This is a genomic window from Enterobacter sp. Taxon_2 (assembly GCF_058355295.1).
The window spans coordinates 1,510,539-1,526,781 of sequence record NZ_CM178024.1 but is presented as its reverse complement, the minus strand read 5'-3'; the positions used below and the strand labels follow the sequence as shown (position 1 = coordinate 1,526,781).

Here is a 16,243-nt window from a genome sequence, read left to right as displayed (position 1 = left end):
CAACAGAATTTATTTAAGTGGCGAAGGGGTGTTGTTATTTTTTAGAATAGAGACTCTTTGAGTCGTCATCCCTTTATGACGATATATCCCGCGCGCGGGAAAGCGTGCGGATAATTATTTTGAGGTGGTTATGTTTAGAAAATTAGCGGCAGAATGCTTTGGTACATTCTGGCTGGTATTTGGTGGCTGCGGTAGCGCCGTTCTGGCAGCAGCATTCCCGGAATTGGGTATTGGTTTTGTCGGCGTCGCGCTGGCGTTTGGTTTAACCGTATTAACCATGGCGTTTGCCGTGGGACATATTTCCGGTGGTCATTTTAACCCGGCAGTGACATTAGGTTTATGGGCGGGCGGCCGTTTCCCGGCGAAAGACGTGATTGGCTACATCGTGGCGCAGGTGGTTGGCGGTATTATTGCAGCTGGCGTTCTGTACGTGATTGCCAGCGGTAAAGCCGGGTTCGACGCGACGGCCAGCGGCTTTGCCTCTAACGGCTTCGGCGAACACTCTCCGGGGGGTTACTCCATGCTGTCTGCCATCGTGATTGAAATTGTGCTGACCGCCGGCTTCCTGCTGGTGATCCACGGCGCAACGGACAAACACGCGCCAGCCGGTTTTGCCCCGATTGCGATTGGCCTGGCGCTGACGCTTATCCATCTGATTTCGATTCCGGTCACCAACACCTCCGTTAACCCGGCACGCAGCACCGCCGTCGCCATCTTCCAGGGCGGCTGGGCGCTTCAACAGCTGTGGCTGTTCTGGGTGATGCCAATTATCGGCGGTATCCTGGGCGGCGTGCTGTACCGCACCCTGCTGGAAAAACGCGATTAATCGAGCGCGGTGTCGGGTGGCGCTAACGCTTACCCGACCTACGTTAGAGTGCACTTTGTAGGCCGGGTAAGGCGTAGCCGCCACCCGGCTTTTTTATTGCTCCTTTACCTGACAGCCTTTATTGGGTAGTGTCTCTGGCGCTCAACAGATACTCAAAAGGACCGGCTGTTCATGTTTTCAGGACTCCTCATTATTCTGCTGCCCCTGATTGTGGGCTACCTTATCCCGCTGCATCAGGAATCTGCATTACGGCTTATCAACCGTTTTCTCAGCTGGATTGTTTACGTTATTCTTTTCTTTATGGGGATAAGCCTGGCATTCCTGGATAACCTGTCGGCGAATTTACTCTCCATCCTCCATTATTCTGTCGTCACCGTGGTGGTTATTTTACTGTGCAATATTGCCGCTCTGCTGTGGCTGGAACGCACTATTCCATGGAAAAATCACCATCATCAGGAAAAACTCCCTTCACGAATTGCCATGGCACTGGAATCATTAAAACTGTGCGGCGTCGTGGTGCTCGGTTTTCTTCTTGGGCTGACCGGTTGGGCATTTTTACAGCACGCGACAGAGGCCAGCGAATATACGCTTATCTTCCTGCTGTTCCTGATCGGTATTCAGCTGCGAAATAATGGCATGACCCTGAAGCAAATTGTCCTCAACCGTCGGGGAATGATGGTCGCCGTCATTGTTGTCGTCAGCTCCATGGTGGCGGGCGTCATTAACGCCTTTATTCTCGATCTGCCGCTGAAAACCGGCCTGGCGATGGCGTCAGGTTTTGGCTGGTACTCCCTCTCCGGTATTCTGCTGACCGAATCATTCGGCCCGGTGATCGGCAGCGCCGCCTTCTTTAACGATCTGGCGCGAGAGCTGATTGCCATCATGCTGATCCCAAGCCTGGTTCGCCGCAGTCGTTCCACCGCGCTGGGCCTGTGCGGCGCAACGTCGATGGACTTTACCCTGCCGGTACTACAGCGCTCCGGGGGGCTGGAGATGGTGCCCGCGGCTATCGTACACGGCTTTATTTTAAGCCTGCTGGTTCCTGTTCTGATGGCCTTCTTCTCTGCCTGATACTTCTTTGGCGGTAGGTTTCCTGCCGCCAAAATTGCGCTAAATCAATCTCCCTCTATTTTGTAGCAGAAAGCCCTTTTCACCGTTCTGGCACAAGCATAACCTTAAACATGTATATCAAATATAACTTTAACAGGTGTGATTATGTTTTGTGTGCAATGTGAACAAACCATCCGTACCCCGGCAGGCAATGGCTGCTCTTACGCACAGGGTATGTGCGGCAAAACCGCAGAAACATCTGACCTGCAGGACTTGCTGATTGCGGCCCTGCAAGGCCTTTCCGCCTGGGCGTTCAAGGCCCGCGAATACGGTATTGTCGACCACTACGTCGACAGCTTCGCCCCGCGCGCCTTCTTCTCCACGCTGACCAACGTTAACTTCGACTCTCCGCGCATTGTCGGCTATGCCCGCGAAGCGATTGCCCTGCGTGAAGCGCTGAAAGCGCAGTGCCTGAAGGCGGACGCCAGCGCCCGCGTGGAAAACCCGATGTCAGAACTTCAGCTGGTCAGCGACGATCTCGGAGATCTCCAGCGTCAGGCGGCAGAATTCACCCCGAATAAAGACAAGGCGGCGATTGGCGAGAACATTCTCGGCCTGCGCCTGCTATGCCTGTACGGCCTGAAAGGCGCGGCGGCCTATATGGAACACGCGCACGTGCTCGGGCAATACGACAATGACATCTACACCCAGTACCACAAAATCATGGCGTGGCTGGGCACCTGGCCTGCTGATATGAATGCCCTGCTTGAGTGCTCAATGGAAATCGGCCAGATGAACTTCCGCGTGATGAGCATCCTGGATGCCGGTGAAACCAGCACCTACGGCCACCCGACGCCGACGCAGGTCAACGTCAAGGCGACCGAAGGCAAGTGCATCCTGATTTCCGGTCACGACCTGAAAGATCTCTACAATCTGCTGAAGCAAACCGAAGGCACCGGCGTTAACGTCTATACCCACGGTGAAATGCTGCCCGCGCACGGCTACCCGGAGCTGCGTAAATTTAAGCATCTGATTGGTAACTACGGCAGCGGCTGGCAGAACCAGCAGGTGGAGTTCGCCCGCTTCCCGGGCCCTATCGTGATGACCTCTAACTGCATCATCGACCCTACCGTCGGCGCGTATGACGACCGCATCTGGACCCGCAGCATCGTCGGCTGGCCGGGTGTGAGCCATCTTGAAGGTGACGATTTCGGTCCGGTTATCGCCCAGGCGCAGCAGATGGCGGGCTTCCCGTACAGCGAGATCCCGCACCTGATCACCGTCGGCTTTGGTCGTGAAACCCTGCTGGGTGCCGCTGATTCGCTGATCGACCTCGTCAGCCGTCAAAAGCTGCGCCACATCTTCCTCGTTGGCGGCTGCGACGGCGCGCGCGGCGAGCGTAACTACTTCACCGATTTCGCCACCCGCGTGCCGGAAGACTGCCTGATCCTGACCCTGGCGTGCGGCAAATACCGTTTCAACAAGCTGGACTTCGGCGACATCGAAGGCCTGCCGCGCCTGATCGATGCGGGCCAGTGTAACGATGCTTACTCGGCCATCATTCTGGCGGTCACGCTGGCGGAGAAACTGGGCTGCGGCGTGAACGACCTGCCGCTGTCGCTGGTGCTCTCATGGTTTGAGCAGAAAGCGATTGTCATCCTGCTGACCCTGCTCTCTCTCGGCGTCACCAACATCGTGACCGGCCCGACCGCGCCTGGCTTCCTGACGCCGGACCTGCTGGCGGTGCTGAACGAGAAATTCGGTCTGCGTTCCGTGACCAACGTTGAAGATGATATGAAGCAGCTGCTGAGCGCGTAAGGAGTAACTCATGACCATGCCAACCCCACAATGTCCGTGGCGGATGCAGGTTCATCACATCCATCAGGAGACGCCGGATGTGTGGACGCTGTCGCTGCTGTGCCATGACTACTATCCGTACCGTGCAGGTCAATATGCGCTGGTTAGCGTTCGCCATTCGGCAGACACCCTGCGCGCCTACACCCTTTCTTCCACGCCGGGCGTGAGCGAGTACATCACGCTTACCGTCCGTCGCATTGAAGGCGGAGCCGGTTCAGAATGGCTGACCCGGGACGTGAAGCGCGGGGATTATATCTGGCTGTCCGATGCGCAGGGTGAATTCACCTGTGACGACAAAGCGGAAGAGAAATTCCTGCTGCTGGCGGCGGGCTGTGGCGTAACGCCGATTATGTCGATGCGCCGCTGGCTGGCAAAAAATCGCCCGCAGGCTGACGTGCAGGCGATCTTCAGCGTACGTTCACCGAAAGATGTCATTTTTGCCGATGAGTGGCGGAATTATCCGGTAACGCTGGTGGCGGAGCACAACGCGACCCACGGCTTTGTGCCCGGTCGCCTGAGCCGCGAGCTGCTGCAAAGCGTGCCGGATATGGCAAACCGTACCGTGATGACCTGCGGTCCGGCGCCGTACATGGATAGCGTGGAAAAAGAGGTGAAAGCGCTTGGCGTGACCCGCTTCTTCAAAGAGCAGTTCTTCACGCCGGTGGCGGAAGCGGCAACCAGCGGCGTTAAGTTCACCAAACTGCAGCCTGCGCAGACCTTCTTTGGCCGCGTGGGGACCACGCTGCTGGAGGCGCTGGAAAGCAACCATGTACCGGTGGCGGCGGCCTGCCGTGCCGGGGTCTGCGGCTGCTGTAAAACGAAAGTAGTTTCCGGGGAGTACACCGTCACCAGCACCATGACGCTGTCCGACGCGGAAATTGCCGAGGGTTACGTGCTGGCATGTTCATGCCATCCGCAGGGGGATTTGGTCCTCGCATAAACAATAAACGTTCGTAGGCCCGGTAAGCGTCAGCGCCACCGGGCTTTTTGTCGGGTGGCACTGCGTTTACCCGACCTACAACAACCCTACCGCCACGCCGGACCTTTCCCTACCGCAAAGCGCCCTGCCCCTAAAAACGCGACGGCCAGCGAGCCGATAAAGAAGTACACCAGGCTTTCAATCGCCCATGCGCCTACCTTATCAAGGGCGAGCGTTTCCCCCATTCCCACCATCAGCCACGCCACAATCATCGTAAACGCCAGCACCAGCGCAGCCGGGCGCGTAAAGAGCCCAACAATAATCAGGATCGGTGCCACCACTTCGCCAACCAACACGCCGTAGGCAATAAACCCCGGCAGCCCTTTCTCCACCAGCATGCCGCTGATAAAGCCCACCCCACCAAACAGCTTGTGCAGACCGTGAAAAAGCATCAGTCCGCCGACGGCAAGTCGTAACAAGAGTTTGCCAAGATCGTCGCACGATAGCTTTTCATTAACAGCAATTAACAATGATTTAACCATTTGAAATGATTCCTGTTTTCACCGAGGTATTGCCAGATTATGCCGAATAATTGCGCGTGAAAAGCACCTTTTAATTAGGGGGAAATGACGGGCAATACGGAGACTTTCTTCTAAGCTTGTAAGCGATATCACAAAAAGGAGACGGACAACCATGAAACAAACCGTGGCTGCATATATTGCGAAAACGCTCGAACAGGCTGGCGTGAAACGTATCTGGGGCGTAACCGGCGATTCCCTGAACGGACTTAGCGACAGCCTCAACAAGATGAAGACCATCGAATGGATGCCCACCCGCCATGAAGAGGTTGCCGCCTTCGCCGCAGGCGCTGAAGCGCAGCTTACCGGTGAACTGGCCGTCTGCGCCGGATCCTGCGGGCCGGGTAACCTGCATCTGATCAACGGGCTGTTCGACTGTCACCGTAACCACGTGCCGGTGCTGGCGATTGCCGCTCATATCCCCTCTTCCGAAATCGGCAGCGGCTATTTTCAGGAGACGCATCCGCAGGAGCTGTTCCGTGAATGCAGCCACTATTGCGAGCTGGTTTCATCCCCGGAGCAGATCCCGCAGGTGCTGGCGATCGCCATGCGCAAGGCCGTGCTGAACCGCGGCGTTTCGGTGGTCGTTATCCCGGGCGATGTAGCCCTCAAGGCCGCACCGGAAAGTGCCAGCACCCACTGGTATCACGCTCCGCAGCCGGTGGTGACGCCAGCCGAGGAGGAGCTGAAAAAGCTGGCACAGCTGCTGCGTTACGCCAGCAATATCGCCCTGATGTGCGGCAGCGGCTGCGCGGGGGCGCACAAGGAGCTGCTTGAATTTGCCGGTAAGCTGAAATCCCCGATTGTCCACGCCCTGCGCGGCAAAGAGCACGTCGAGTACGACAACCCTTACGATGTGGGGATGACCGGGCTGATCGGTTTCTCCAGCGGCTTCCACACCATGATGAACGCCGACACGCTGGTCCTGCTCGGCACCCAGTTCCCGTACCGCGCGTTCTACCCGACGGATGCGAAAATCATCCAGATTGATATCAACCCGGCCAGCATCGGCGCGCACAGCAAGGTCGATATGGCGCTGGTGGGCGACATTAAATCCACCCTTGCCGCCCTGCTGCCGCTGCTGGAAGAGAAAACCGACCGCAAGTTCCTTGATAAGGCGTTGAGCGACTATCGCGATGCGCGTAAGGGGCTGGACGATCTCGCCAAACCGAGCGACAAAGCCATTCACCCGCAGTATCTGGCGCAGCAGATCAGCCATTTCGCGGACGACGATGCCATCTTTACCTGCGACGTGGGCACGCCAACCGTCTGGGCCGCTCGCTATCTGAAGATGAACGGCAAGCGCCGCCTGCTCGGCTCGTTCAACCACGGCTCGATGGCCAACGCCATGCCGCAGGCGCTGGGCGCAAAAGCGACAGCGCCGGAGCGTCAGGTAGTGGCGATGTGCGGCGACGGCGGGTTTAGTATGCTGATGGGGGATTTCCTGTCGGTGATGCAGATGAAGCTCCCGCTGAAAATTGTGGTCTTCAACAACAGCGTGCTGGGCTTCGTGGCGATGGAGATGAAGGCTGGCGGATATCTGACGGACGGCACCGAGCTGCACGATACCAACTTCGCGCGTATCGCCGAGGCCTGTGGCATCACCGGTATTCGCGTGGAGAAAGCCTCCGAGGTGGATGAAGCCCTGCAGCGAGCCTTTTCCATCGACGGTCCGGTGCTGGTGGATGTCGTCGTCGCCAAAGAGGAGCTGGCGATCCCGCCGCAGATCAAGCTTGAGCAGGCCAAAGGCTTTAGCCTCTATATGCTGCGCGCGATCATCAGCGGGCGCGGTGACGAGGTGATCGAACTGGCAAAAACCAACTGGCTCAGGTAAAACATCTGGCATCGCCTTTTTAATAATAAGGACATGCCATGATCGATTTACGCAGTGATACCGTAACCCGCCCGAGCCGCGCCATGCTCGAAGAGATGATGGCCGCCCCGGTCGGGGACGACGTCTACGGTGACGATCCGACGGTAAACGAACTGCAGCGCTATGCCGCAGAGCTCAGCGGAAAAGAGGCCGCCCTGTTCCTGCCAACCGGTACGCAGGCTAACCTCGTGGCGCTGCTCAGCCACTGCGAGCGCGGTGAAGAGTACATCGTGGGCCAGGGCGCGCATAACTACCTCTACGAAGCCGGCGGTGCCGCGGTGCTCGGCAGCATTCAGCCGCAGCCGATTGACGCCGCGCCGGACGGCACCCTGCCGCTCGATAAGGTCGCGGCGAAAATCAAAGCCGACGATATTCACTTCGCCCGCACCCGGCTGCTCAGCCTTGAAAACACCCACAACGGCAAAGTGCTGCCGCGCGAATACCTGAAATCCGCATGGGAGTTTACCCGCGAGCGCAGGCTCGGCCTGCACGTGGACGGCGCGCGCATCTTCAACGCCGTGGTGGCGTACGGCTGCGAGCTGAAAGAGATTACGCAATACTGCGACTCGTTCACCATCTGCCTCTCTAAAGGGCTGGGCACGCCAGTGGGTTCCCTGCTGGTGGGCAATGCGGACTACATCAAGCGCGCGAACCGCTGGCGCAAAATGACCGGCGGCGGCATGCGTCAGGCGGGTATTCTGGCGGCGGCCGGGCTGTATGCCCTGAAAAACAACGTGGCGCGCCTGAAGGACGATCACGACAACGCCGCGTGGATGGCGGCTCAGCTGCGCGAGATTGGCGCCGACGTGATGCGCCACGACACTAACATGCTGTTCGTCCGCGTGGGCGAGGATCGCGCCGCAGCGCTGGGGGAATTTATGAAAGCCCGTGGCGTGCTGATCAACGCCTCACCTGTCGTACGTCTGGTAATGCACCTCGACGTGAACCGCGAGCAGTTGGCCGACGTAGTGAAACACTGGCAGGCGTTTTTACAGCGATAAGGAGCATCACGTGCCGCAACGCATTCTGGTGCTCGGCGCCAGCGGATATATCGGTCAGCATCTCACCGCGGCGTTAAGCCAGCAGGGACACCGGGTGCTGGCAGCGGCACGCAACACGGAGCGCCTGCAAAAGCTCAGTTTACCTGGCGTCACCTGCCACAACGTTGATCTCAACTGGCCGAAGGAGCTTCCCGCGCTGCTGGAAGGGGTGGACACGCTTTACTACCTGGTGCACAGCATGGGCGAAGGCGGGGATTTTATCGCCCACGAGCGTCAGGTGGCGATGAACGTCCGCGATGCTCTTCTGCAAACGCCGGTGAAACAGGTGATTTTTTTAAGCTCGCTCCAGGCGCCCGAACATGAGCAATCCGATCACCTGCGCGCCCGCCAGCTGACGGCTGAAACCCTGCGCGGCGCTGCTATTCCCGTCACCGAACTGCGCGCCGGAATTATCGTCGGCGCGGGCTCCGCCGCCTTCGAAGTGATGCGTGATATGGTGTATAACCTGCCGGTGCTCACGCCGCCGCGCTGGGTCCGTTCTCGCACCACGCCGATTGCGCTGGAGAACCTGCTGCATTATCTGGTGGCATTGCTGGATCACCCAACCGACCAGCACCGCGTGCTGGAGGCCGCCGGGCCTGAAGTCCTGAGCTATCAGGAGCAGTTCGAACATTTCATGCGCGTCAGCGGCCGCCGCCGCTGGCTGATCCCCATCCCCTTTCCAACCCGCTGGATCTCGGTGTGGTTTTTGAACGTGATCACCTCCGTGCCGCCGACGACCGCCAAAGCGCTGATCCAGGGGCTGAAGCACGATCTGCTGGCGGACGATCGCGCGCTGCGGGCACTCATACCCCAGGACCTGATCCGCTTTGACGATGCCGTACGTAATACGCTGAAAGAGGAAGAGCAACTGGTGAACTCCAGCGACTGGGGCTACGACGCCCAGGCGTTTGCCCGCTGGCGTCCGGAGTACGGCTATTATCCGAAACAGGCGGGCTGCACGGTGAAAACCCACGCCAGTCTGGCCGCGCTGTGGGAGGTGGTGAACCAGATTGGCGGCAAAGACGGTTATTTCTTCGGCAATATCCTCTGGCAAACGCGCGGGGCAATGGATCTGCTGGTGGGGCACAGGCTGGCAAAAGGCCGCCCGGCACGCCCGTATCTTGAGGTGGGCGATGCGGTTGACAGCTGGAAGGTGATCATCGTCGAGCCGGAAAAACAGCTGGCGCTGCTGTTCGGTATGAAGGCGCCGGGGCTGGGACGACTCTGCTTTACGCTGAAGGACAAAGGCGACCATCGGGAGCTGGACGTCCGCGCCTGGTGGCATCCACACGGAATGCCGGGACTGTTCTACTGGCTGTTGATGATCCCTGCCCACCTGTTTATCTTCCGGGGAATGGCGAAACGCATTGCGCAACGGGCAGAACAAAAGACGGAAAAGATATAAATAAAACTCTCTTTCTTTCACCTTTCCCATTGCATAGCGCCGTAATTCACGAAAGAATGCGCACGAAATTCTTTTCAACACAGTGGATAGCTATGAAGGTACTGGTTACCGGGGCGACCAGCGGCTTAGGCCGAAATGCGGTCGAATTTCTGCGCAATAAAGGCATCAGCGTCAGGGCTACCGGTCGCAACGAAGCGATGGGTAAACTGCTGCAAAAAATGGGCGCAGAGTTCGTCCATGCTGACCTGACGGAGCTGGTCTCCTCTCAGGCAAAGGTGATGCTCGCCGGTATCGACACGCTATGGCACTGTTCCAGTTTTACCTCCCCGTGGGGGACCCAGGAAGCCTTCGATCTCGCCAACGTGCGCGCCACCCGTCGTCTGGGTGAATGGGCCGTTGCCTGGGGCGTGCGTAACTTTATTCATATCTCGTCACCGTCACTCTATTTCGACTATCACCACCATCGTGACGTGCAGGAAGATTTCCGCCCTGCTCGCTTTGCCTGTGAATTTGCCCGCAGCAAGGCGGCCAGCGAAGAGGTGATTGACCTGCTGGCGCAGTCAAACCCGCATACCCGCTTTACGGTCCTGCGTCCGCAGAGCCTGTTCGGGCCGCACGACAAGGTGTTTATTCCCCGTCTGGCGCAGATGATGCACCACTACGGCAGCGTGCTGCTGCCGCGCGGCGGCGATGCGCTGGTGGATATGACCTATTACGAAAACGCCGTTCACGCTATGTGGCTGGCAAGCCAGCCGGACTGCGATAAGCTGATCTCCGGTCGCGCCTACAACATCACTAACGGCGAACCGTGCACGCTGCGCAGCATTGTGCAGCGGCTGATTGACGAACTGCAGATCGACTGCCGTATCCGTTCTGTTCCCTACCCGATGCTGGATATGATCGCCCGCAGCATGGAGCGCTTTGGCAGTAAATCGGCCAAAGAGCCTGCGCTGACGCATTACGGCGTCTCTAAACTCAACTTTGACTTCACGCTGGATATTTCGCGGGCGGAGAATGAGCTGGGGTATAAACCGGTTGTGACGCTGGATGAAGGGATTATGCGCACGGCGGCGTGGCTGCGGGATCACGGGAAGCTTCATCGCTAGCCTTTTTGCCCGGTGGCGGCTTCGCCTTACCGGGCCTACAACTGCACCGTATTGTTCCCTCGCCCCTTTGGGGAGAGGGTTAGGGTGAGGGGAAAGAGCAAACACTAAAACGGCAACCTTTCGGTTGCCGTTTGCTTTTACAGTGCCGTCCAGGCATCAGCCCATGCCAGACCTGCGCCTGGTTCATAGTATGCCGGGGCGTTGTTACACCAGCCGCTGTACGGGAACGGTTTGCACTGGAACAGTTTACCGTGGTTGTTCACGATATCACCTGCCTTGTACTTGCTGTTCGCGCTCCACGCGGCGTAAGAGCCGGAAGTGCCTTCGTCCTGAGACGGTGCCGCTTTCGCCTTCACGTTCAGAAGGTAAGAGGTGGTGCTGCTCAGTTCGCCATCGCTAACGGTCAGACTCACTTCAATCTGCTGTGCCGTGGCGGATTCTGGCGCCCTGAAGGTCACAACCGCTTTGTCCTGACCGGTCACGGTCTGACCATCCTGTGAACGCCAGGTGTAGGTCAGCTTGTTACCGTCGGCGTCTGTGGAGCCTTCCGCGCTCAGAGAGACCTGCGCACCGGCTTCAACGGCGCCAATTGGACCCGCAATATGCGCGACCGGGGCGTGGTTCACCGCCACCGGCTCAGCCGGGGTTTCATCCGGCGTCGGCGCTGGCGCTGGCGCTGGCGCCGGCGTTTCATCTTCTGCTGGCGTCGGCGCTGGCGTTACCGGGGTTTCGTCCGGGGTGGTGGCAGAGCCATCGTCGTTCACGATGTTGACGTTAAAGAACTTCTGCACACACTTGCTGTAGTCACCCTCTTTAAAGGCGCTGAACGGCGTCTGGTAGCCCACCAGCTGGCAGGAGTAGGTCTGGCCAGTTGGGGTATCCGCGCTCCATCCCCAGTCCTGTTCCCAGTAAATCTTCAGGGCACCGGCACCGCCTTCATCGAACTGCTTCATGTTAGCGCAGCCCAGCACTTCGTTCGCCGGAACGGGCACTTTCAGGTAGTTCGCGAACTCTTTGTAGTACTTGATACGGTTTTGCGACTGGGCAATTTCAGTCGGGCCGCCGCACTCAACGCCGCCGTTGATGATCTGTGTGGTCACGCCGAAGCCAGGGACCAGACCGTTGGCTTTATCGTGAGCGTTCGGCTGCCAGGTGCCGTCGATAACCTGCAGCATGCTTGGTTTTGGCGGCTGCGGGTAGGCGAAGAAGAAGATCGCGCTCGCCAGGTTCAGCCAGGTGTCCGCCACCAGCTCAGGTTTATCGAGCAGGGTACGCACGTCGCCGTACATCGCTTCAGAGAACGGACCGTAGTTGTAGTTGTAGGACAGCTGCTTCGCACCGCGACCGAAGTAGCTCAGGAAGTCGCCGTCTTTATCTTTACCGCACGGCCAGGTCTGCCCCTGCCAGACGTCAGGGTTACATTCGCCGTTATAACCGCCCTTCTGGCCTTCGCTCCAGCCCATTTCACGCACGTGAACCAGCGCCTGACGCCATTCGGCCTCCGGACGCCAGCTCTCGTGGCCGCCGGTTTCCTGGGCAAAGTGGGCAAACATGGTAGCCAGCTCTTTACGGCAGATGGCGTCGCTGTCGCGACCGTCATTGTAGGTCTTACACAGCGCCGGGAATTTACCTACCGCCTTCAGGAAGTTGCTGTAGGTATACGCCTGCGCGCGCAGTGGGAAGAGATATTCCCAGTCGCTGGCCTTCACGATCCCTTCCACGCGCTTCACGTTTTCAGGGTTCGCCGCGCGGCCTGGCTCAATCATTTCAACCTGAGCGTTGTCCAGAGTCTGGATGGTCTCTTTCACCGAGGCCATCAGCGGGAAGCTGGTCAGTTCTTTTTCCTTCTTCGCCAGATCGCTGGCTTTCATGGTGTACGGCTCACTGGGGGTCGCTTGCAGCGAGGCAGCCTGCGCCATAAACGGTGCGACGCATGCGCCGGCAACGAGTACACTCAGTAACGTCCTTTTGTTCATTTCTGTATTCCTGTTAATAGAAGTTAAATTATAAAATCCCGGCTTATGTATTAATCCGTTAATAAATAAACCACAGACAGCTGTTTTCACTTTTCGAAGAACACCCTCGGGAATTCTTCAAAAATAAAAAACCTTAATAACGTGCCGCTAATTTCAATTGCTGATATTTCGCCCAGACTTTATGGGCATATTTCATGCGTTGCGGATAATTCTCTTTTTTTAACCCGGCGTTATACGCGCCTACCGCCTCCCAGTTATAGCCATAAACCTTAATCATCCCGGACAGGATGGAAGCGCCGACCATGATGGAGGTACAGGGCTCGGTCATCAGCCGGTATTCATCGATCCCCCTGCTCTCAAGCTGCGCAAAATGGGAGCTGTTAATTTGCATTAGCCCAACATCACGGGTGCCGTCATGGTTTTGACCAACCGCGTACGGGTTCATGCCGGATTCAACGTTGGCGATGGCATATAATAAGTACGGATCGACATGATAATAATGCGCCGCTTTATCCCAACAGTTTGCCAGCGCGCTTTGGCTTATTATCAATAACAACAACATTACCTTTTTCATGTTTACCTGCTGTAAGCGTCTGTGATTTCTCCTTAGCAACATCCTGTAAAATGAATTTTGAATCACTCACCACCCCAAAAGGGTGGTGAGTGATTACTGGGCTATATTATTTGCAGTCTGTTGATGGGCCTTCTTTCACCCATACATCGCTCTTAGCCGGGTTATCACCGCGGGTCCACCATTTGGCACGGTAAACGTTGCCCTGGTAGGTTGTGGTTTCGCCGCCGTTGTAGACCAGGTCAGAACGCCAGTTCATCTTCACATTGCTGACCAGCTCCCAGGCATCCACACCGAAGCCAGGCTGGTTGCCCTGGGTCCAGTACTTCGCTTTCCACACCAGATGGTCGAAGCTTACGGTATCGCCATTGTTGTAAATTTTGCTGGCATCCCACGCGGCATATTTGCTGGCGTTAGCATCGACAGGCGCGTCGCAGCTACCGGTTGCAGTGCCTTCATCAGATGGCGGAGTCACCTCATCAGACGGAGGGGTAACCTCGTCAGCAGGTGGGGTCACCTCATCAGCCGGCGGCGTAACCTCAGCCGGTTTCGGATTCACGGTAACCTGCACGTTAGACTGCACGCTGGTTTTACCATCACCGACAACGACGCTCAGCGTGTAAGTAGACGTTGAAGTCACCTCTGGCGCAGTGATGGTCACGTTCGCGCTATCGGTTCCGGTTGCGTGCATATCCGCCGGAATGCTCCAGGCGTAGGTCAGCGCGTCGCCGTCAGGATCCGCCGCCTGCGCATGCAGAGCATAGGTTTCTCCCGCCTGCAGCGTTACCGCTTCCATCTGATTGACTACCGGCGCCTGGTTCGCTTTTGGCGCTTTGTTCACGACCTGCACATCAATTGCGTTGCTCAGGCCTTTCGCATCCGTTACCGTCAGGCGGAACGCCAGGGTCTGGTCGCTGGTCACGGCCGCAACGTTGAAGGTCGCTTTAGCTTTGGTGCTGTTGGTGAGGGTCACCGATGGACCAGAAATCTGGGTCCACTTGTAGGTGATAGCATCGCCATCCGGGTCGGTAGAGGCAGAGCCATCCAGCGTAACGGTTGCCGGGCCTGAGACGTTCTGATCGGAAGAGGACGCAATTGGCGCATGGTTAGTCACCACCGGATCAACCGGGGTAGCGCTGCCCAGCAGGCTTTCGTTCATCGCGTTCAGGATATCGCCGTTGTCAGCATCAATAGACCAGGAGAACAGACCACCTAGTTTGTTGGCCAGGACGTATTTGCCTTTCGCGGCCGCGGAGCGGGCATCTTCATAGGAGATCAGATCACCCGTTGATTTGTTGAAGACGTAAGGCGCTTCTGCAGTCGCGTCGTAGCCATACTCCCAACCCGGCTTGCCTTTGTACTCATTTACGATCTGGCGATAGTCGACAACACCCGGTTCCCAGGTGCCTTTCACCATACCGGTTGCAGTACCGGTGAATGGATTATCGCCGGTGTAGCCGTGCACACCGGTCCAGCCACGGCCATACATACCTGTACCCACGACGATCTTACCTGGCTGTACACCCTGCTGAAGCAGCGCATTCACGCCGTTTTCGGTGGTGTAGTTGGTATCTGGTCGCCATGACGGTGCACGCAGTGCGGCCTGGTGGCCCAGGTCGGTGTTGCTCCAGCCGCCGTAGAAGTCATAGCTCATCAGGAAGATATGATCGAGATACTGCTGAGCGGTGGTGTAATCCACATCCTCAACTTTATCTTTACCAGCGCCAATGGCGCTGGTCAGCTCGTAGGAACGGCCCGTTTCGCTTGACAGTTCATTGAGCATCGCACGGAGATCGTGCATCAGCGCAGTGTAGGTCGCTTTATCCTGCTGCGGATTACCGAGATTTTCATTCACACCGCCGCCGCCAGGGAATTCCCAGTCGATATCCACACCGTCAAAGAACTTCCAGGTTTGCAGGAAATCTTTTACAGACGATACAAAGCGAGCGCGGATCGCAGGATCGCCCATGTGGAAGAACGGATCGGACAAGGTCCAGCCACCGATGGATGGCAGGACTTTCAGGCCGGGATGCGCTTTTTTCAGCGCCATCAGCTGGCCGAAGTTCCCTTTATAGGGGTCATCCCATCCAGACACGCCAGCCTGCGGTTTTTGCAGGGCTGCCCATGGGTCGTGGATAGCCACGGTATAGTCCGGGCGGCCCGCACAATCACGCTGCAATACGGCGAAGCTGTTACCACCTTCAACGGTTTTCAGACCATCGTTGATGCCATCGCCACCGCAGATTGGAATAAAGCCGTAGAGGATGTGGTTCAGGTTAGCGGCAGGGATTTTATCAACCGGGAAGTTACGGCCGTATACGCCCCACTCAGGGAAATAGGCCCCGACGACCTTATCGGTATGCTCAGAGAAGGTTTTATTGTTCTCTTTCATGGTTGTATTCAGCGGCAGCAGATGGCTGCCGTCGGTGTCCGCCACAATAATCAGCTTGCTGGCACTTTTGGTACAGCCGCTGGCGTTACACAACTCAACCTGTTCCTGGTAACGGCCACCTTTTTTCACTTTAAACGTCGCGGAGCCGGAAGCGCTACCGGCCCCGGTCCAGACAGGGGTGCCATCAAGCAGAACTTTTGCAGACGTTGGCGCAGCGCCACTCCAGACATTCCACTCAACTTTCACATCCACGCCATCTTTATGCACTTTGACAAGGCTGTTGTAGTCCTGAGCCGCCTGGTCTACCTCTACCAGCGCAAATTTATCATTGCCGCTGCTGATAGTCGGTGTACCCGGTGCTGCTGCAAATGCGGAGCCGGATGCCGCCGCAATGAAGAGCGCCAGATATTTAGGCTTCATAAATTTCATTTTTATTTCCTGATAAATTTATTCGTGACGTTAATAATCCATGTCTTCCTTGAGAGCATGGAATCTATTTGCATAATGCGTATTTAACTGACCTTACAACCGTGACAAGAAAATATTTTTCTGCGTTGTATTCCTCCATAAAAAGATACAAGCCAAAATTCCGTATAGCTTATATCCCTTACGATACACTGGGCGCAAAGAGACGTCCTGCTCTTACA

12 protein-coding genes are annotated in these 16,243 nt (G+C 57.1%); 8 read left to right on the top strand and 4 right to left on the bottom strand.

All coding sequences use genetic code 11. The features are described from left to right. Positions 1–130: 130 nt before the first annotated feature. The 4 genes from aqpZ to hcr all read left to right on the top strand — a co-directional run bounded on the left by aqpZ (position 131) and on the right by hcr (position 4,673). On the top strand, positions 131–826 hold the full coding sequence (gene aqpZ / locus AC4IC4_RS07140) for an aquaporin Z (protein WP_491472442.1): 696 nt from the start codon (positions 131–133) through the stop codon (positions 824–826). 171 nt (positions 827–997) lie between these two features. Then, complete coding sequence (locus AC4IC4_RS07135) at positions 998–1,897, top strand: LysO family transporter (protein WP_491472441.1); 900 nt, start codon at positions 998–1,000, stop codon at positions 1,895–1,897. Positions 1,898–2,041: 144 nt separating this feature from the next. Then, entirely contained in the window at positions 2,042–3,694 is a 1,653-nt protein-coding gene (gene hcp, locus AC4IC4_RS07130) for a hydroxylamine reductase (protein ID WP_491472440.1), read from the top strand. A gap of 10 nt (positions 3,695–3,704) precedes the next feature. Then, positions 3,705–4,673 carry an NADH oxidoreductase gene (gene hcr / locus AC4IC4_RS07125; RefSeq protein WP_491472439.1) on the top strand — a complete coding sequence of 323 codons (969 nt, stop codon included), beginning with the start codon at positions 3,705–3,707 and terminating at the stop codon, positions 4,671–4,673. Between the two features lie 86 nt (positions 4,674–4,759). On the opposite strand, the gene AC4IC4_RS07120 is transcribed toward hcr, so the two are convergent. After that, entirely contained in the window at positions 4,760–5,194 is a 435-nt protein-coding gene (locus AC4IC4_RS07120) for a DoxX family protein (protein WP_090417559.1), read from the bottom strand. Positions 5,195–5,345: 151 nt separating this feature from the next. On the opposite strand from AC4IC4_RS07120, the gene poxB reads away from it, so the two are divergent. From poxB to AC4IC4_RS07100, 4 genes are all read left to right on the top strand, one after another. After that, positions 5,346–7,064, top strand: coding sequence for a ubiquinone-dependent pyruvate dehydrogenase (gene poxB, locus AC4IC4_RS07115; protein WP_491472438.1), 1,719 nt, complete (start codon positions 5,346–5,348; stop codon positions 7,062–7,064). A 38-nt stretch (positions 7,065–7,102) separates the two neighbouring features. Beyond that, the gene (gene ltaE / locus AC4IC4_RS07110) at positions 7,103–8,104 is read left to right on the top strand and encodes a low-specificity L-threonine aldolase (RefSeq protein WP_491472437.1); all 1,002 of its coding nucleotides are present in this window, start codon (positions 7,103–7,105) and stop codon (positions 8,102–8,104) included. Positions 8,105–8,114: 10 nt separating this feature from the next. Beyond that, the gene (locus AC4IC4_RS07105; RefSeq protein WP_157188843.1) at positions 8,115–9,551 is read left to right on the top strand and encodes an SDR family oxidoreductase; all 1,437 of its coding nucleotides are present in this window, start codon (positions 8,115–8,117) and stop codon (positions 9,549–9,551) included. A gap of 92 nt (positions 9,552–9,643) precedes the next feature. Then, the gene (locus AC4IC4_RS07100) at positions 9,644–10,657 is read left to right on the top strand and encodes a 3-beta-hydroxysteroid dehydrogenase (RefSeq protein WP_024907825.1); all 1,014 of its coding nucleotides are present in this window, start codon (positions 9,644–9,646) and stop codon (positions 10,655–10,657) included. 137 nt (positions 10,658–10,794) lie between these two features. Here AC4IC4_RS07100 and AC4IC4_RS07095 read toward each other — a convergent pair whose 3' ends face one another. The 3 genes from AC4IC4_RS07095 to AC4IC4_RS07085 form a co-directional block, all read right to left on the bottom strand. After that, entirely contained in the window at positions 10,795–12,633 is a 1,839-nt protein-coding gene (locus tag AC4IC4_RS07095; RefSeq protein WP_491472436.1) for a glycoside hydrolase family 19 protein, read from the bottom strand. A gap of 133 nt (positions 12,634–12,766) precedes the next feature. Then, positions 12,767–13,207 (bottom strand): type III secretion system invasion protein IagB, encoded by a 441-nt coding sequence (gene iagB / locus AC4IC4_RS07090; RefSeq protein WP_024907827.1) that lies wholly within the window; start codon positions 13,205–13,207, stop codon positions 12,767–12,769. A gap of 106 nt (positions 13,208–13,313) precedes the next feature. Then, the gene (locus AC4IC4_RS07085) at positions 13,314–16,025 is read right to left on the bottom strand and encodes a glycosyl hydrolase family 18 protein (protein ID WP_491472435.1); all 2,712 of its coding nucleotides are present in this window, start codon (positions 16,023–16,025) and stop codon (positions 13,314–13,316) included. Positions 16,026–16,243: the final 218 nt, after the last annotated feature.